We start from the raw sequence: 17,557 nt of genomic DNA on the forward strand, positions 1-17,557 counted from the left end.
GAGGCGCGGGCGACCTACTGGGGTGACTCGCGGAAGGTGTCCGTGCGTACCCGCGAGGCCGCACTGGCCGCCGACCAGTCCCGACGTACCGACTCGACCACCTCGGAGGACTCGCCCCGATGAGCACAGCCACCCGATCGATCAGCCTCGACACCGACTGGCGGTTCGGCGGTGAGGTCCCGCTGCCGGGGATCGAGGACGCGCTCGACCCCGACGTCCTGGCCCGGCTGCGTTCCGAGGCCACCAAGGACGCGGACTGGACGGCCGTCACCGTGCCGCACACGGTCACGCCCCTGTCCTGGAAGCTGTGGAACCCGGAGAGCTGGGAGAAGGTCTGGGTCTACCGCAGGCACTTCGCGGTTCCGGAGGACTTCCGTGGGCAGCGGATCTTCGTCGACTTCGGCGCCGCCATGACGACGGCCGTGGTGAGCCTGAACGGCACCGAGCTGGGGCAGCACCGGGGCGGCTACCTGCCGTTCTCCTTCGAGATCACCGACCTGGTTCAGGCCAACTCCGAAAACTCCGACAACGTCCTGACGGTCGTGGTCGACTCGCGCTTCAACCTCAACGTGCCGCCCAACATCCCGGCGCCCGCGCTGAGTTCCTCCCTGGACTACCTCCAGCCCGGCGGCATCCACCGGTCCGTGCGGCTGCGCGCCGTACCGGCGACGTTCATCAGCCAGATCACCACCACCCATCACGACGCCCTCGACCCCGACCGGCGGCGCTCGACCTTCGGGGTGGCCATCGACGGCCTGACCTCCGGAGCCAGCGGCACGGTGCGCGTGGACCTGCGCGACGGTGAGCAGGTGCTGGCCAGCGCCGATGTCAGCCTCGACTCCGCGGCCGGCACCGGCGCGGTCGACGTCGAGCTCGGTGGGTTGCGCGACGTCCAGCTGTGGGACGTCGACGACCCGCGCCTCTACGACGTCGTCGTGTCCCTCACCCTGGACGGCCAGCCCGTCCACGAGGAGCGGCTGCGCACCGGATACCGCGAAGCGCGCTTCGAGCCGGACGGCTTCTACCTCAACGGCACCCGCCGCTACCTGCTCGGTGTCAACCGGCACGGCTACTTCCCCTTCACCGGCTTCGCGATGCCCGACCGCGTCCACCGGCAGGACGCGCAGATCATCAAGCGTGACCTCAACTGTGTGATGGTCCGCTGCTCGCACTACCCGCAGACCGAGTCCTTCCTGGACGCCTGCGACGAACTCGGGCTGCTGGTCTGGGAGGAGCCGCCGGGCTGGCAGTACGTCGGCGACTCGGCGTGGCAGGACCTCATCGCGCAGGACATCGAGGCCATGATCGCGCGGGACCGGCACCGGCCCTCGATCATCGTCTGGGGCGCCCGGCTCAACGAGACCCCGGACCGGCCCGACTTCTACGCCCGTACCGAGGCGCTGGTCAAGAAGCTCGACCCGACGCGCACCACGAGCGGGACGATGCACGGCGAGTACGCGCGGACCCAGGTGTTCCAGCACGACCTGTTCGGCTACGACGACTACCACACGACCGTCGACGAGCGGGGCGAGCGGCGACCGCTGCTCCTGGAGCCCATCGACGGCCGCCCCTACCTGTTGAGCGAGGCCATCTCGACCCGGAGCAGCCCGACCACGCTGTACCGGCGCGCGGACCCGGCTGACGTCCAGCAGCACCAGGCGCTGGACTACGCCTACTCCCACGACGAGGCGATGGGCGACCACCGCTTCGCGGGCCTGCTCGCCTGGGTCGGCTTCGACTACGAGGCCAACATGGGCAACCACCACCGTGGCGTGAAGACCTCCGGGCTGGGCGACGTGTTCCGGGTGCTCAAGCCGGGCGCGGCCATCTATCGCTCCCAGGTCGATCCGGCCCGGCGGGTGGTCATCGAACCGGCGTTCACGTGGAACCCGCCGGAGTTCGGCCAGGCGAACGCGTTCGGCGGTCGGGCCGAGGGCCGGCTCTGGTCCCCCGGGGCGGAGGCGATGATCTGCTCCAACTGCGACCGGCTCGAGGTGTACCTCGGTGAGCGGCACGTGGCCTCGATCGCACCGGACCGGGAGCGGTTCCCGCACCTGCCCTACGCCCCGTCCTTCGTCGACCTCACCCTCGCCGAGACCGACGACCCTGAGCTGCGCATCGACGGCTACCTGGACGGGAAGCTGGTCGGGACGCGGCGCTTCTCCGGCGACCGCTCCGGTGACTCGCTCGCCCTGACCCCGGACGAGACGGAGATCCTCGCCGACGGGGTCGACGCCGTACGGGTCGTCCTCGCGGTCGTCGACCGCTACGGCGAGGCCCGCGGCAGCTCCCGCGCGGTCGTGGACCTCGAGGTCAGCGGCCCCGGCGAGCTGATCGGTGACAACCCCTTCGACCTGGACGACACCGGCGCCGTGGCGGCCGTGTGGGTTCGCTCCGTCGCGGGGGAACCCGGCCGCATCATCGTGCGTGCGAGCACGCCGGAGTGGGGCAGCACCACCGCGATCCTCACAAGCCGCGCCAACTAAAGACCCGGAAGCTGGGGAGCAGGACATGCAGATCGATCTGTCGGGCAAGACGGCCATCGTCACCGGCGGGGGGCGCGGCATCGGCCGCGACCTCGTACTCCGACTCGCGGCCGAGGGCGTGCAGACCGTCGCGCTCGACGTCAACCAGGACGACCTGGACTCGCTGCAGGCGGAGCTGGCGTCCTCGCCGGTCGCCTCGCTGCAGCTTCGCTGCGACGTGACGGACTCGGCGCAGATCACCGAGGTGGTCGAGCAGGTGCGGCAGCGGTTCGGCCGTATCGACATCCTCGTGAACAACGCCGGCGTCACCGCCACCGGTCCCATCGACACGCTGCCCGAGGAGGCGTGGCGACGCTGCCACGAGGTGAACCTCACCGCCGTCTTCCTCATGTGCAAGGCGGTCGTGCCGGTCATGAAGCACCAGGGCTTCGGCCGGATCCTGAACGCGTCGTCGTTCGCCGCGATCGTCCCGAGCGTGGCGCACGCGGCGTACGCGTCCTCCAAGGCGGCGGTCGCGCACTTCACCCGCGCTCTCGCGGGTGAAGTCGGGCCGTGGAACATCACGGTGAACGCCTACGCGCCGGGCATGGTGCCGACCACGCTCAACCACTTCACCGAGCGCCCGCAGGAGGAGCAGGACCGACTCCTCAACACGCTGACGCTGCGGCGGTGGGGTTCGACCGAGGACATCGGCAACCTTTTGTGCTTCCTCGCCTCGGACCAGGCGAGCTACATCACCGGCACGCTCATCGACGTGAGCGGCGGCAAGCTCGCGACCCAGGTGCCGAGCGTGGCGTATGAGTTCGCGGCGGCGGGCGACGAGTCCACCATCATCTGAGCACCCACACACCCGCAACACCTGAACACCCTGATCGCCGGCGCCGGTTCATCGGCGCCGGCGATCAGTGCGTCCGCCTCCCGTTTCGTCTTCCGATTGGTCTTCCGATTCCGGTCGCGGGAGCGCCACCCCCTGTGACGACGCCCGTGGATCATGCATGATCCACGCCATGAGCACGATCCACCCGTTGGGGCGGGGGACGTTGACCGACGCCGTGTACGAGCGGCTCGGGGAGCTGATCTCCTCGGGCCAGCTGGTCCCGGGCCAGAAGCTCGTCATCGACAGGCTGGCCAGGCAGTTCGACGTCAGCATCACCCCGGTGCGGGAGGCGTTGCGGCGGCTGCAGCATGAGGGCCTGGTCACCGAGACCCCCTACCGCGGCGTGATCGTGTCCAAGGCGTCGCATGAGCAGTTGCGGGAGTTGTTCGCCGTCCGCGGGCTGCTGGAGGGGTACGCCGCCGCCGAGGCGTGCCGGGTGATGTCCGCGGCGGAGTTCGCGGTCACCGACGGGCTTCTCGCCGCTTTGGAGCAAGCGACCGCGGCGGGCGACGTCGGCGAGTTCCGCCGGGCTCAACCGGGAGTTCCACGACAGCTTCGTGCACCGGGCGCCGTCGCGGGCGCTGCAGGCGGCGATCGCCGACATCGCCCGAAACACCGAGCGGTACCGGCTCGCCGACACCGGTCTCGACAGCGCCTATCTGGTGGCCGCGCAGGCCGAGCATCGCCAGCTGTACACCCTGCTGCGGCAGGGGCGTGGCGAGGAGCTCGAACGGCTGCACCGTCGCCACGCCATGACCTATGTCGACCACCTGATCAGAGGACAGGAGAGCGAACCACGTGCGCATCACCAAGGTTGAGACGTTCAAGTTCTGGGCCGACTGGTGCAACTGGCTGTTCGTCCGGGTGTCCACCGACGAGGGGCTGGTCGGCTGGGGCGAGGGTTCGCTGCACGGGGCGATCGAGTCGGTCGAGACGGCGGTCCGGGAGCTGAGCCCGCTGCTCGTCGGCGCCGAGTTCGCCGGGCCGGAGGTGCACTGGCAGCAGCTGTACCACGGGTGGCGGTGGCGGGGCGGCGCGGTCCAGAACACCGCGCTGAGCGCCGTGGACCTGGCGCTGTGGGACCTGGAGGGCAAGCGGCTCGGCGTTCCTGTGAGCCGGCTGCTCGGCGGTGCGCTGCGGCCGCGGGTGCGCGCGTACGCGAGCCACTGGCTGCGCGAGGCGAGGTCGCCGGAGGAGGCCCACGCGGGCGCGGTCGAGGCGCTGAAGCTGGGCTACGGCGGGTTCAAGTGGTCGCTCAGTGACCGGTGGGACAACGCCGACGAACTCGGGTCGCTGGTCCGGGCGGCTGAGTTCATGGCGGCTGCCCGGGAGGGTGCCGGGCCGACCACGGAGATCTTCGTCGAGTGCGCGGAGCGGCTCTCGCCGAGGACCGCGCTGCGTGCGGCGGAGTTGCTCGCGCCGTACCGGCCGGGGTGGTTCGAGGAGCCGATTCCGTTCGAGAACGCCAAGGTGATGGCGGACCTGCAGCAGGTGCTGCCGGTCCCGATCGCCACCGGTGAACGGCTGCTGTCGCGGTGGGAGTTTCGGGAGCTGCTGGAGCGGAGCGGGTGCCGGATCGTGCAGCCAGACCTGATGCACGCGGGTGGTATCACCGAGGTACGCAAGATCGCGACCATGGCGGACACGTACTACGTGAGCGTCGCCCCGCACAACCCTGGCGGGCCGATCGCGACCCTCGCCTCCATCCACCTCGCGGCCGCGATCCCCAACTTCCTGGTCCTGGAGACGATGGCGCGCGAGTCCGGTATCAGGGATCGCATCTGCCCCGACGGCCCGAAGGTCGTCGACGGGCACTTCGAGGTGCCGTCCGCGCCGGGCCTGGGCGCCGATCTGGACGTCGAGGCGATGCGGGAGCTGGCCTTCCAGCCGCAGCCGCTGTCGAAGTCGAAGGCCTGGTGGGCCTGACGCGTTCGAGGTCGCGGCAGCGCCGACCAGCCTCTGCTCGCTGACCCTTCATCTCGTGAGAGGAACGGAGTGAGCTCGTGGATCACGCGGTTTCTCGGAAGAAGTTCCTGACCACGGCCGGGATGGCGATCGCCGCGGTGTCGCTGTCGGGCTGTGACGTGTTCTCGACGGAGCCGACCGGCAAGGGTGGGGACTCCCGCGCCACCGGCGCCCCCAAGGGCAAGGAGGCTCCGGCCCTGGCCGCCCAGGTGAAGCAGGGCAAGCTTCCTCCCGTGGAGCAGCGGCTCCCCAAGAGCCCGCTGGTGGTGAACCCCGTCGAACGGATCGGCAGGTACGGCGGGACCTGGCGGACCGCCCTGGTCGCGGACGCCGACCGGCCCTGGATGGAACGCACCCTCACCTACGAGGGGCTGCTGCGCTACAACACCGAGTGGAACAAGATCACCCCGAACGTCGCCGAGCGGTACGAGGTCAACGACGACGCCAGTGAGTACACCTTCCACCTGCGCGAAGGGATGAGGTGGTCCGACGGCGAGCCGTTCACCGCCGACGACGTGCTCTTCTGGTACGAGGACGTCTTCATGAACACCGAGGTCACCTCGGTGAAGGAACGCATGATGTGCGGCGGCCAGGAGCCGATGGAGCTGGAGAAGGTCGACGACCTCACCTTCGTCGTCCGGTTCCCCACGACGCCGAACGCGCTGTTCGAACGTCTCGTCGCCTCCGGCAACGGGAACGCCATCGCCATCGTGGCGACGCCGCGTCACTACCTTCGCGAGTTCCACGCGAAGTACAACCCGAACGTCGACAAGCTGGCCGGCGACGCCGGGTTCGACGACTGGGTGGGCCTGTTCTCCGCCCGGTCGGACTGGGCGATCAATACCGCGATGCCGACCCTGAACGCCTGGATCGTCACCAGCCCCTACACCGGCAACCAGCGCGTCGTCGCCAAGCGCAACCCCTACTACTGGAAGGTCGATCCCGACGGGAGCCAGCTGCCCTACATCGACGAGATCGTCTACACCTATCTGCAGAACGTGCAGACCTGCCTGCTCAAGGCGCTCAACGGCGAGTTCGACATGCACTCCCGCCACATCAACACCCTGGAGAACAAGCCGGTCATCGGGCAGAACCGGGAGAAGGGCGACTACCGGTTCTTCGACCTCAATGCCGACCCGATGAACGCCGCGATGCTCACCCTGAACCTCACCCACAAGGACCCGGTGAAGCGGGAGATCTTCCAGAACAAGAACTTCCGGATCGGGCTCTCGTACGCCCTGAACCGGGCCGAGATCATCAAGGTCGTCTACCGCGGCCAGGGTGAGCCCTGGCAGGGCTCACCGCGCCGGGAGACCGAGTTCTACGACGAGAGACTCGCCAAGCAGTACGTCGAGTACGACGTCGCCAAGGCGAACGAGTACCTCGACCGGGCCGGCTACCCGCGCCGCGACGGCGACGGTCTGCGGCTGGGCCCCAACGGCAAGCCCATCTTCATCCAGCTGGACACGACGGTGGAGGAAGGGCCGGAGTGGATCGACGTCGCGCAGTTCATCGTCCGGAACTGGCGGGCGGTCGGGATCGACGCGCGGGCCGACACGGTGGCCCGCACCCTGGTGGAGACCCGGCGGGACGCCAACACCCAGGACATCGCGATCACGCTCGCCTTCGGCGGCGTCAACGTGATCATGGACCCGCGCGAGTACCTCCCCGTCGCCGGCAACGAGAAGGGCACCTGGGTCGCGTGGTACGCCAGCTACGGGAAGGAGGGCGAGGAGCCACCGGCCGACGTACGGCGGCAGATGGAGCTGTACGAGGAGCTCAAGGCGACGCGGCAGGCGGAGCGGCAGCGGGACCTGATGAAGGAGATCCTGCAGATCACGACCGACCGGTTCCCCGCCATCGGCATCAACCTGCCCGCCAAGGGTTACGGCATCGCCCGGAACAACTTCCGCAACGTGCCGAAGCAGATGTACTCCAGCCAGGGCTGGACCTATCCCGAACCGGCGCCGAGCAACCCGTGTCAGTACTTCTTCGACGACGCGTGAGCCTGCCCGGGAGGTGAGGAGCAGTGGCTCCAGGCGTCACCGAGACCGACGACCGGTCATCTCAGCTCGTGCCCGCGAAGCGCGCCGGCATCCGGATGGGATAGCGCTCGAGCGTCAGGCAAACCATCAGAGCTGCGAGGAGGATGGCGGCGCCGACCGGGGCGTTGAGGCGCGCAGCGACAACGCTGAGGATGACGGCAGCCGCCACGCGGACTCTGACGGTGCGGTCGGGACCGGTGAAGGTCACCCGGATGGTGGCCTGGGCGGCGAGGAAGAGGAACGCTCCGCCGTACAGGCAGAGCCGCGCCACCGGCGGCAGTGGCGCGTCGGGGCGGTGAAGGGTCTGCTCAACCAGAAGGGCGCCGCCGGTGCCGGTGGCGGCGACGGCGAGAGTCAGCGGGATGTAGCCGAGGCTGAACACCTGCAGTTGGGCGAAGCCGCCGGTGAAGGCGGGTTGGGGTACGCGGAAGCCGAAGTAGGCCCACCACAGGCAGCCGGTGATACCGATGGCAAGGACTGCGGCGAGGACGACCCGCAGCGTGTCGGGGGCTTCATCGAGGGCGGTGGTGGGGCCGATGAGGGACTGGCCGAGCACGATGATGGTGAAGAGGTCGTAACGCTCGGACAGGTGCGAGGGTGAGCGGGGTGCGGCGGCGACTGCCTTGCTGTTGAGGAAGGGCAGGGCGAGTTCCACGAGGAGCGCGCCCGCCCACAGCGCCACGCGCGCGTAGCCATTGGCGACGAGCAGGCCACCGATCCACAAGGGTGCGGCCAGTAGTGACCCGGTGCAGAAGCTGAGGGTGATGCGCCGCAGGTGGCCCCGTCGGGCGGAGGCCCGCAGGTACAGGACCGCGGGTATCGCGCGCCCGGCGAGGTAGGCGGTCACGAACAGCGTGTCACCGTGGCCCGGCACATCGGTGGCGGCGGCCGCGAGCACAGCAACGGCGACTGCTCCAGCGAGGACGACGACGCGGTGAGGCAGACTGTCGTCATCCAGTCGGTCAGCAGCGAAGGTCTGCACCACCCACAGCCACCAGACCGCGACGAACAATCCGGCGAAGATCGCGACGTTGCGGCCTGTGGGGTGGTGGACGAGATGGGCCGACAGGCCGGCGACAGCCGCTGTGAAGGCGAGATCGAGAAACAGTTCCAGCGGTGTGGTCTGCCGTCTTTCCTGCTCTCCGCGGGGCTGTGGCTCGCCCGAGGTGTGCGTGGTCACGACGGCCGTCTCAGACGGTGTCCATCCATGCGGGAGCAGCTATCACCGCACGGCCATGGCACTGGCCTGGCCTGTCAAGCTGGGCGGGCGAGTGAGTCGGCACAACGTAGGTCCTTACGTGAAGCTAGGTGAGACCGCAGCTTGCCGGCCCGAGCCGCACCGGCAACGAGCATCGTAGGAGTACGAGCTGGAGCTGGTCCGGTAGGTCGCACGGGACCCGGCAGCCGGATGGCGCCGGGGCAGAACAAGCCGTGGCCGCGCCGTCGAGGCGGCCGACGCGACCACGGCTCGCCGGCTCAGGCGTGCAGGACCAGGAGCTTCTCGCGGACCAGGTCCGCGATCGCGTAGCGGACGCCCTCGAGGCCCTGACCGGATCCCTTGACCCCGCCGTAGGGCATGTGGTCGGCACGGTAGGACGGCGGCATGTTGATCAGGACCGTGCCGGCCTCGGCCTCGTTGGCGTACTTCATCGCGGTGGCGATGTCGGAGGTGTAGATCGAGGTGTTCAGGGCGTAGTCGGCCGCGTTGACCTGCGCGATGGCATCAGCGAGGCCGTCGACGGTGAGCACGCTGAGGACGGGTCCGAACGCCTCCTCACACACGAGGGGGTGGTCGGCGGGTACGTCGGTGAGGATGGTCGGAGGAAGCAGCCCATCGGCCACGGCACCACCGGTGAGGATCCGCGCGCCGCTCTGCTTGGCCGAGTCGATCCAGCTCTCCAGCCGCTTGGTCGCGTCGGCGGAGATGAGCGGGCCCACGACGGTGGACTCCAGTCGCGGGTCGCCGACCGGCATGGCCCGCACGATGTCGGTGAGCGCCGCGACGAACTCCTCCGCGACGGCCCGGTCGACGTAGAGCCGCTGCAGTGACACGCACGCCTGGCCGGCGTAGACGAAGGAGGCGTCAGCCGCGGCGCGTGCGGCCCGGGCGATGTCGGCGTCGGCCGCCACGACCATCGCGGTGTTCGAGCCGAGTTCGAGTACGTAGTCCTTGCGCGGGGCCTGGGCCTTGAGCGCCCAGCCGACCCGGCCGGACCCGGTGAACGTCACGACCGCCACCCGGTCGTCGGCTTGCAGGGCGCCGACGATCTCCGGCGGCGGGCCGGTCACGAGGTTGAGCCAGCCCGCGGGGACGCCGGCCTCCTCGAAGACCCTCACCATCAGCCCGGCGGTCAGGGGTGCGTGGTCCGACGGCTTCACCACGACGGCGCAGCCCGCGGCCAGCGCCGGTCCGAGCTTGTGCAGAAGGAGGTTGATGGGGAAGTTGAAGGGCGTGATCGCGGCCACGACGCCCTTGGCGACGGGCTGGGTGAACGCGAAGGTTCCCTCGCCGCTGGCCACGGCGTCCAGGGGGACCCGCTCCCCCGGCAGCCGCTTGGCTTCCTCCGCCGACCAGCGCAACGTCTCCACAGCGCGGGCGACCTCCCCGCGCGCGGCGGTGATCGGCTTGCCGACCTCCGCCGTGATGAGCTGGGCGAAGGACTCGGCGCGTTCGGCGACCAGGCCCGCCGCGCGGCGCAGCGCTTCGGCGCGGGCGTGCACCGGCCACGGCGTACGCATCGCGCGGTACGCGGCGTCGACGGCCTTCGTCGTGTCGGCGGCGGTGCCGACCGCGACGGTGCCGATCTGTTCGCGCGTCCACGTGTCGTACTGCGGTGTCCGCTCCGCGCGGTCGCTCCAGCTGCCGTCGATGAACAGGCCCTGGTCTGTCACGGTTGCCGTTCCTCCTGCTGTGCGTCGAGGGTGGGTCCGACGCTGTCGATGTTGGCCAGGACCGCGGTCACGAACTCCTCCGTTCCCGCGGTCCCGCCGAGGTCACGTGTGCGCACGCCGTCGGCCAGTGCCTGCTCGAACGCGGCGACGAGGTGCGCGGCGGCGCGGGGCTGGCCCAGGTGGTCGAGCATGAGCGCGCCGCTCCAGATCTGTCCGATCGGGTTGGCGATGCCCTGCCCGGCGATGTCCGGGGCGGAGCCGTGGACGGGTTCGAACATCGACGGGTAGCGGCGTGGCGGGTTGAGGTTGGCGCTCGGCGCGACGCCGATCGAGCCGGTGATCGCGCTGGCCAGGTCGGACAGGATGTCGCCGAGCAGGTTCGAGGCGACGATGACGTCGAAGTCCCAGGGCCGCAGCACCAGGGCGGCGGCGAGCGCGTCGACCAGGACGTTGCGCAGGGTGAGGCCCGGGTGGTCGGCGGCCACCTCGTCGACGACGCCCGCGACAACCTCGTCCCAGAAGGGCATGGTGTGGACGATGCCGTTGCTCTTGGTCGCCGAGGTCAGCGAGCCGCGGCGGGTGACCGCGAGGTCGGCGGCGAAGCGTGCGACGCGGGTGATGCCCGTCCGGGTGAACACGGCCTCCTGGATGGCCGCCTCCGCCTCGGTGCCGCGGGCGTAGCGGCCGCCGATCTCGGAGTACTCGCCCTCGTTGTTCTCCCGCACGATCACCATGTCGATCGGCTGGTCGGCGCGGAGCACGGGGGTGAGGCCCGGCAGGGTCCGCGCGGGGCGCAGGTTGACGTACTGCTGGAACTCGCGGCGGATGGGGATGAGCAGACCCCACAGGGTCTCGGTGTCGGGGATGTCGGGGGTTCCGACCGCGCCGAGGAAGATCGCGTCGTGCTTGGAGAGCTGGTCGATGCCGTCGACGGGCATCATCGCGCCGGTACGGCGGTAGAAGTCCGAGCCCCAGTCGTACTCCCGCCAGTCCAGGGAGACGTCGTAGTGGGCCGTCACCGCGTCGACGCAGCGGATCGCGGCGGGCATGACTTCCTGGCCGATGCCGTCGCCCGCGACGACGGCGATGCTCGCGCTGGTCATGACGCGGATCCTTCGAGCTCGAGGTTGTCTGGATGTGCGGAGCGGGTCTTCTCGATGGTCACCTCGTAGTGGGCGAGCATCTCCTCGTCCTCCCGGCGCAGCGCGTCGTCGGTGACCAGGACGTCGATCGCGTCCCAGCCGCACACGCGCACCATGGAGGACGTGGTGAACTTCGAGGAGTCGGCGAGGAGGACGACGTTGTCGGAGACGTCGATCAGGGCGCGTTTGGTGATGGCGTCGAAGCCGTTGCCGCAGAAGGCGCCCCGCTCGCCGAGGCCGCTGGCGGCGAGGAAGAGCGTCTCGACGTGCAGGTTGGAGATGGCGGCCAGGGTGGAGGGGCCGGAGAAGGAGAGCGACTCCGAGTGCAGGATGCCGCCCAGGCAGGTCACCTCGACGCCGGGATGGGTCGCGAGCGTGGAGACCACCGGCAGCGACGGTGTGATGATCTGCGCCCGCAGCTCCGGACCGAGCAGGCCGGCCAGCCCGGCGGGTGTCGTGCCGGCGTCGATGGCGATGACCGCGCCCGGCCGCACCATCCGGACCGCACGCGCGGCGATCGCCCGCTTGGCGTCGGCGTGGGAGTGGTGTCGGGCGGTGTAGTCGACGCCCAGGATGTCGGTGGGTACGAGCGACCCGACGCCGCCGTGGAAGCTGCGGAGCCGGCCCTCCCCGACGAGGCGGCCGACGTCGCGGCGGATCGTCATCTCCGAGACACCGAAGAGTTGGGCGAGTTCCAGGATGGTGCAGTAGCCCTGTCCGGTCACGAACTGGGCGAGCCGCTCGCGACGCTCGGAGGCCGAGGCGTAGGCGAACGAGGTGTCGGTCTCGGGCACTACAGCTTCCCCTTCGCGGTCTGGCTGTCGATCCGAGACGTGCGCACGATGTCGGACAGGGCATGCAGTCTCGGCACCGCGCGGTCGAGGAGTGCCGCCCGCTGGTCACCTTCGGCCACGGTGTCGGACCAGATGGCTCGGCCCGCGAGGAATCCAGAGGAGCCGCCGGCGCACGCCTCGGTGACAGCATCGGCGAAGTCAGCCTGCCGCACTCCGTTGGACAGGACAACCCACGGACCGTCGACCACCTCGGTCAGTGCGCGCGACTGGTCCACAACTCCGCTGACATCGCCCGCGACATAGCCCGGCACCTCCGCCTTGTAGACGCTCGCGCCGGGTGAGAGGTCGGCCGCCGCTTCGAGGATCGCCTCGTGACGATCGGCGGGGCTCTTCCAGTCGGCGTCGACCGGGGGCCGCACGATGCCTTCGACGAAGGTGCCCACCCCGGCCGCGGCGGCGAGTTCGAGGAACCGCTGGACGGTGCGGACGTGCTTGTCCTGGCCGCGTCGCCAGATGATGAGGAGCTTGATCGCCGTCGCGCCGGCGCCCTTGATGAACTCGGGGGTGACGTCCTCGTCGAGGTCGGTGTCGGCGACACCTGCTCCGCGGACGCTGTGCAGGACGTCGACCGCCAGCAGCAGCCCGCAGGTCGGCGCGATCCAGGTGGGGCGTTGCGCGGTGGTGACGGCGTAGGGGCGGTCGAGCAGGACGCCGGAAGCGTGGGGGGTGAGGACCTGCGCGGCAGTGCGCTTGAAGTCACGCAACGCGTCGTCTCCGACGAGTTCGCCTCCGGGCCCCGCGGGAAACATCTCGCGGAGGGACTCGCGCTGGTCGAGTGCGACCATGGCGAACCCGCCCTCCGCGGTCATGAGGGGCGCCAGGCGTTCGTCGACGGGCTTGTTCACGGTCACCGGTTTCTCTCTCCCTGGTTCATTGCGCGGATCCGGACATGGTGACGGATTCCGCACGCTTGGCGACGAAGGCGTCGAGCGCGTCCCGGCGGGGGATCGCCGATCGGCCGTCGAGTGCGCGGCAGGACATGGCCGCGGCCGCGTTGGCGTCCCGCACGGCGTCCAGCAGGGATCGGCCGGTGACAAGGCCGGCGAGCAGAGCCCCGTGGAACACGTCGCCGGCTCCCAGCGTCGAGACGACCTCGACGGTGAAGCTCGCGACGTGGTGGTTCACGCCGTCCGCGCGGACCCACGAGCCGCGTGCCCCGTCGGTCGCGACGACCTGGGCGGCGCCCTCGTCGGTCGCCGCGGCGAGGGCGGCCTCGATGGTCGGGGCGGCTGGGTAGCGGTGCCGAAGACTGGGCACCGACGGTACGTAGAGGTCGACCCCGGTCCAGTCCCGTGCGGTCATCGGGTTGCCGGCGTCGATGCTGAGCCGCGGCCGGTCGGGCGTGGCAGCGAGCGCGGACCGCACGGGGTCCAGCCCGGACTGGTCGACGTGGACCCATCGGGCGGCCTCGAGTGGGACGGCGCGGGGGTGGGGCTCGGGTGCGCGGGTCGTGACGATCGTGCGGCCGCCGCTGGAGGCGGAGGCGAGGACGACGCTGCGCGCGGTCTGCACGGTGTCGTCGACGTCGAGCCAGTCGACGTTGACGCCTTCGTCGGCGAGGCCGTCGCGGATGGCGCGGCCGGCCTGGTCGTTGCCGACGACGCCGCAGAACCCGACCCGGGCACCCAGCCGGGCCAGTGCCACGGCCGCGGTCGCCGCGGGCCCTCCGCCCGCGGTGACGAACGCGTCGGCGACGACCCGCTCATCGTCTGCGGGGATCGTCGCGACGGCCGCGATGGTGTCGAGGGTCGCCGCTCCGACGCAGATCACGTCGAGGGTGGACATGCGCGCTCCGTTTCGCGATCGGCGGGTCATCGGGGGTCACACTACACCCCGAATGTTTGAGAAACATCAACTCATGTTTGATTTAGAACACAGTTTGGTTATAGTGACTCAACCCAGCCTCCCCGGCCCATGGAGATTGAGATGGATCCACGCCTCGCTCAGCCCCAGAGCGGTACCGCATGGTGACCCCATCGCTTCCCGCCGCACACTCGCGTCACGCTCGCTCCGGCAGCCGCCGGTCGGGTGGCTCGCGGCGGTGGACCGGATGGGGCTTTCTCGCACCGTTCCTGGTGGTCTTCGCCTTCACCCTCATCGCGCCGGTCGTCTACGCGATCTACCTGAGCTTCTTCCAGGACCGGCTCGTCGGCGGCAACGTCTTCGCCGGGTTCGCGAACTACACCGCCGCGCTGCACGACCCGAAGTTCTGGTCCGCGCTTCGCCGGGTGGTCCTGTTCTTCTTCGTACAGGTCCCGATCATGCTCGCGCTCTCGACGTTCGCCGCGCTCGCGCTCGACAGCGCCCGGCTGCGCTTCCCCGCGTTCTTCCGGATCTCACTGTTCCTGCCCTACGCCGTACCCTCCGTGGTCGCGGCGCTCATGTGGGGCTTCATCTACGGAACCGACTTCGGGCTGGTGGGCAACATCAACTCGGCGTTCGGGATCTCCCTGCCGGACCCGCTGTCTAACACGTGGGTTCTCGCGGCGATGGGCAACATCGCGGCCTGGGGATTCATCGGCTACAACATGTTGATCCTCTACGCCGCGTTGCGGACCGTACCCAAGGAGCTCTACGAGGCCGCTGAGATCGACCGGGCCGGCACCTTCGCCGTCATCCGCGCGATCAAGCTGCCCGCGATGCGCTCGGCGTTCGTGGTGGCCCTCATCTTCTCGGTGATCGGCAGCTTCCAGCTGTTCAACGAACCGAACGTGTTGCGCACGCTGGCCCCGAACTCGATCAGCACCAACTTCACGCCCAACATGTACGCCTACAACCTCGCCTTCAGCGGTCAGCAGTTCAACTACGCGGCGGCGATCGCGATCATCATGGGGATCATCACCATGGTCGTCGCCTATGTCGTACAGACCGTCGGAATCCGGAAGGACGGTCGCTGATGGCTGCGACGACCTCTACCGACCTCAGCATGGAGTCCCCGGCACGGCCCTCGGGGCGACGTGCCGGCGCTCGGTCCTTCCGCGCTCCACGCAAGTCGGTCACCCTGACGGTGGCGATGGTGGTGCTCGTCGTCTACACGTTGCTGCCGCTGGCGTGGCTCGTCGTCAACGCGACCAAGACACAGTCGTCGTTGTTGTCGACGTTTGGACTGTGGTTCGCCCATCCGTTCGCGTTGTGGCAGAACATCTCCGACACCTTCACCTACGACAACGGCGTCTTCGGGCACTGGATGGTGAACACCCTGATCTACGTCGTGGTGGGTGCGGGCGGTGCGACCATCCTCGCGACGCTCGCCGGGTACGGGCTCGCCCGCTACGACTTCCCCGGCAAGCGGGCGGTGTTCGCCGTCATCCTCGGCGCGATCGCCATCCCTGGCACGGCGCTGGCCGTGCCGACGTTCCTCATGTTCAGCGCACTGGGGCTGACGAACGGTCCGTTCGCCGTCATCATCCCCTCCCTCATCAGCCCGTTCGGTCTCTACCTGATCTGGAGTTACGCCTCGGAGGCGGTGCCACCAGAGCTGTTGGAGGCCGCGCGGGTGGACGGCGCGGGCGAACTGCGGATCTTCTTGTCCATCGCGCTTCGCCTGCTCGCACCGGGGTTCGTGACGGTTCTGCTCTTCACCGTCGTCGCCACCTGGAACAACTATTTCCTTCCGCTCATCATGCTGAGTGATCCTCGGTGGTATCCGTTGACCGTCGGCCTCAATCACTGGAGTGCCCAGGTCGTCTCGGCCGGTGGTCGCCAGATCTACAACCTGGTCATCACTGGTTCGCTCCTCACGATCATCCCGATCGTCGTCATCTTCCTGCTCATGCAGCGGTACTGGCAGTCCGGCCTCACCGCCGGAGGCGTCAAGCAATGAGGACGGCGGATCGTCGTTGAAGCAGTAACCCATCCCAAGGAAGCGAAAGTACGATCATGATCCGAAGCTCCCGACGCCGATTCGCGGCCGGTATCGCCGCGGTCGCGGTCGCCGCGCTCCCCCTCGCGGCGTGCGGATCCTCCACGGAGGACGCACCGAACGCGAAGCCCAGCGCGGTCGCCACGCAGGCCGACATTGACGCGGCGCTCCAGAAGGAGACGACGCTGACCTTCTGGGCCTGGGGTCCGCAGTACGCCGACGTGGTCAAGGCCTTCGAGAAGGCCTACCCGAAGGTGCACGTCAAGCTGCAGAACAACGGCAGCAACAACACCGAGTACACCAAGCTGCAGAACGTCATCACCGCGGGTTCGGGCATCCCCGACGTCGCGCAACTGGAGTACACCGCGCTGCCGCAGTTCGCGTTCGGCAAGTCCCTGGTGGACCTCAACGCCTACGGTGTGGCGTCCATGAAGGACAAGTACTCCCCCTCCATCTGGTCGGAGGTGAACGTCAGCGGCGGTCTGTTCGGCCTTCCCCAAGACGGTGGACCGCTCGCGATGTTCTACCGTCAGGACGTCTTCGACAAGTACGACCTGAAGGTCCCCACCACCTGGGACGAGTACATCGCCACGGCGAAGAAGCTGCGGGCCGCCGACCCCAAGAAGTACATGGCGCCCGACGCCGGGGAGGCCGGACTCACCAACGCACTCATCTGGCAGGCGGGTGGCAAGCCCTACTCCGCCGACGGTGAGAAGGTAACCGTCAACCTGGCCGACGAGGGCTCCCTCAAGTGGGCGAAGACGTGGGACCAGCTCATCAAGCAAGGTCTCATTGACACCTCCTCGCCGTCGTTCTCCCCCGAGTGGTCGCAGGGTCTGGCCGATGGCAAGTACGCGACCTGGATCACCGGCGCGTGGGGCGCCGGCACCCTGCAGAACCGCATCCCGCAGGCCAAGGGCCTGTGGCGCGTGGCCCCCGTCCCGCAGTACGAGGCCGGTGGCAAGGCCAGCGGCGCCCAGGGCGGATCCGCGTCCTCGGTGCTCACCGCGAGCAAGAACAAGCTGGCCGCGATCGGGTTCGTCCAGTGGATGAGCGCGAACGAGGACGCGAACAAGATCTGGGTCGACGAGGGTGGCTTCCCCAGCACCACCAACATGCTGGGTGGCGATGAGTGGCTCAACCGCAAGGTCGACTACTTCGGTGGCCAGCAGATCAACACGATCTTCGCCGAGTCTACCGAGAACGTCTCCCCGGGCTGGCAGTTCCTGCCCTACGAGGTCTACGCCGACAGCGTGTTCAGTGACAACGTGGGCCCCGCCTACACCAAGAAGAGCGATCTGGCCGCCGGCCTGAAGCAGTGGCAGGAGCAGATCGTCAGCTACGGCAACCAGCAGGGATTCTCGGTCAATTGATCCGCCGGAGCCGGCACCCGCGTCGCTCGCGGGTGCCGGCTCTGTCCATGACGTGAGGGAG

General features: G+C 69.1%; 13 protein-coding genes and 2 pseudogenes. 9 read left to right on the forward strand and 6 right to left on the reverse strand.

The annotated features are described in order from the left end of the window. The first annotated feature begins 119 nt into the window (after window positions 1-119). The 6 genes and pseudogenes from HEB94_RS00005 to HEB94_RS00030 all read left to right on the forward strand — a co-directional run bounded on the left by HEB94_RS00005 (window position 120) and on the right by HEB94_RS00030 (window position 7,334). The gene (locus tag HEB94_RS00005; RefSeq protein WP_192748043.1) at window positions 120-2,486 is read left to right on the forward strand and encodes a glycoside hydrolase family 2 protein; all 2,367 of its coding nucleotides are present in this window, start codon (window positions 120-122) and stop codon (window positions 2,484-2,486) included. Window positions 2,487-2,511: 25 nt separating this feature from the next. Continuing rightward, window positions 2,512-3,324 (forward strand): SDR family NAD(P)-dependent oxidoreductase, encoded by an 813-nt coding sequence (locus tag HEB94_RS00010; protein ID WP_192748044.1) that lies wholly within the window; start codon window positions 2,512-2,514, stop codon window positions 3,322-3,324. A gap of 169 nt (window positions 3,325-3,493) precedes the next feature. After that, window positions 3,494-3,817: pseudogene (locus tag HEB94_RS54085) on the forward strand (GntR family transcriptional regulator); the annotation flags it as partial. Between the two features lie 73 nt (window positions 3,818-3,890). Then, a pseudogene (locus tag HEB94_RS00020) lies at window positions 3,891-4,181 on the forward strand (FCD domain-containing protein); the annotation flags it as partial. Beyond that, window positions 4,162-5,289: an enolase C-terminal domain-like protein gene (locus tag HEB94_RS00025; protein WP_192748045.1), complete on the forward strand. Its 1,128-nt coding sequence runs from the start codon at window positions 4,162-4,164 to the stop codon at window positions 5,287-5,289. The pseudogene HEB94_RS00020 and the gene HEB94_RS00025, both read left to right, overlap by 20 nt. 77 nt (window positions 5,290-5,366) lie before the next feature. Then, window positions 5,367-7,334, forward strand: a complete 1,968-nt coding sequence (locus HEB94_RS00030; RefSeq protein WP_192748046.1) for an ABC transporter substrate-binding protein — start codon at window positions 5,367-5,369, stop codon at window positions 7,332-7,334. 61 nt (window positions 7,335-7,395) lie between these two features. Here HEB94_RS00030 and HEB94_RS00035 read toward each other — a convergent pair whose 3' ends face one another. From HEB94_RS00035 to HEB94_RS00060, 6 genes are all read right to left on the reverse strand, one after another. Then, on the reverse strand, window positions 7,396-8,553 hold the full coding sequence (locus HEB94_RS00035; protein WP_192748047.1) for a low temperature requirement protein A: 1,158 nt from the start codon (window positions 8,551-8,553) through the stop codon (window positions 7,396-7,398). Window positions 8,554-8,849: 296 nt separating this feature from the next. Continuing rightward, entirely contained in the window at window positions 8,850-10,265 is a 1,416-nt protein-coding gene (locus tag HEB94_RS00040) for an aldehyde dehydrogenase family protein (RefSeq protein ID WP_192748048.1), read from the reverse strand. Next, a complete protein-coding gene (locus HEB94_RS00045) occupies window positions 10,262-11,368 on the reverse strand; it encodes a tartrate dehydrogenase (RefSeq protein WP_192748049.1) in 1,107 nt (368 codons plus the stop codon). Before HEB94_RS00045 ends, HEB94_RS00040 begins: the two co-directional genes overlap by 4 nt. Further along, window positions 11,365-12,201, reverse strand: coding sequence for a DeoR family transcriptional regulator (locus HEB94_RS00050; RefSeq protein WP_192748050.1), 837 nt, complete (start codon window positions 12,199-12,201; stop codon window positions 11,365-11,367). Before HEB94_RS00050 ends, HEB94_RS00045 begins: the two co-directional genes overlap by 4 nt. Beyond that, the gene (locus HEB94_RS00055) at window positions 12,201-13,112 is read right to left on the reverse strand and encodes an aldolase (RefSeq protein WP_192748051.1); all 912 of its coding nucleotides are present in this window, start codon (window positions 13,110-13,112) and stop codon (window positions 12,201-12,203) included. The genes HEB94_RS00050 and HEB94_RS00055 overlap by 1 nt, the downstream gene beginning before the upstream one ends. 19 nt (window positions 13,113-13,131) lie before the next feature. Then, window positions 13,132-14,046 carry a PfkB family carbohydrate kinase gene (locus HEB94_RS00060; protein WP_192748052.1) on the reverse strand — a complete coding sequence of 305 codons (915 nt, stop codon included), beginning with the start codon at window positions 14,044-14,046 and terminating at the stop codon, window positions 13,132-13,134. Window positions 14,047-14,225: 179 nt separating this feature from the next. Here HEB94_RS00060 and HEB94_RS00065 point away from each other — a divergent pair, with 179 nt between their 5' ends. The 3 genes from HEB94_RS00065 to HEB94_RS00075 are packed head-to-tail and all read left to right on the forward strand — an operon-like array spanning window position 14,226 to window position 17,496. Beyond that, complete coding sequence (locus HEB94_RS00065; RefSeq protein ID WP_192748053.1) at window positions 14,226-15,158, forward strand: carbohydrate ABC transporter permease; 933 nt, start codon at window positions 14,226-14,228, stop codon at window positions 15,156-15,158. After that, a complete protein-coding gene (locus HEB94_RS00070) occupies window positions 15,158-16,084 on the forward strand; it encodes a carbohydrate ABC transporter permease (protein WP_238361365.1) in 927 nt (308 codons plus the stop codon). The genes HEB94_RS00065 and HEB94_RS00070 overlap by 1 nt, the downstream gene beginning before the upstream one ends. A 56-nt stretch (window positions 16,085-16,140) precedes the next feature. Then, the gene (locus HEB94_RS00075; RefSeq protein ID WP_192748054.1) at window positions 16,141-17,496 is read left to right on the forward strand and encodes an ABC transporter substrate-binding protein; all 1,356 of its coding nucleotides are present in this window, start codon (window positions 16,141-16,143) and stop codon (window positions 17,494-17,496) included. The last annotated feature ends 61 nt before the right edge of the window (window positions 17,497-17,557 follow it).

Origin of the sequence: Actinopolymorpha pittospori (assembly GCF_014873875.1) — a bacterium.
Taxonomy (GTDB): domain Bacteria; phylum Actinomycetota; class Actinomycetes; order Propionibacteriales; family Actinopolymorphaceae; genus Actinopolymorpha; species Actinopolymorpha pittospori.

Coding starts and splice junctions, on each gene's coding strand:
- HEB94_RS00060 (WP_192748052.1), bottom strand. CDS start 14,046: ATGTCCACCCTCGACGTGATCTGCGTCGGAGCGGCGACCCTCGACACC.
- HEB94_RS00075 (WP_192748054.1), top strand. CDS start 16,141: ATGATCCGAAGCTCCCGACGCCGATTCGCGGCCGGTATCGCCGCGGTC.
- HEB94_RS00070 (WP_238361365.1), top strand. CDS start 15,158: ATGGCTGCGACGACCTCTACCGACCTCAGCATGGAGTCCCCGGCACGG.
- HEB94_RS00005 (WP_192748043.1), top strand. CDS start 120: ATGAGCACAGCCACCCGATCGATCAGCCTCGACACCGACTGGCGGTTC.
- HEB94_RS00065 (WP_192748053.1), top strand. CDS start 14,226: ATGGTGACCCCATCGCTTCCCGCCGCACACTCGCGTCACGCTCGCTCC.
- HEB94_RS00045 (WP_192748049.1), bottom strand. CDS start 11,368: ATGACCAGCGCGAGCATCGCCGTCGTCGCGGGCGACGGCATCGGCCAG.
- HEB94_RS00010 (WP_192748044.1), top strand. CDS start 2,512: ATGCAGATCGATCTGTCGGGCAAGACGGCCATCGTCACCGGCGGGGGG.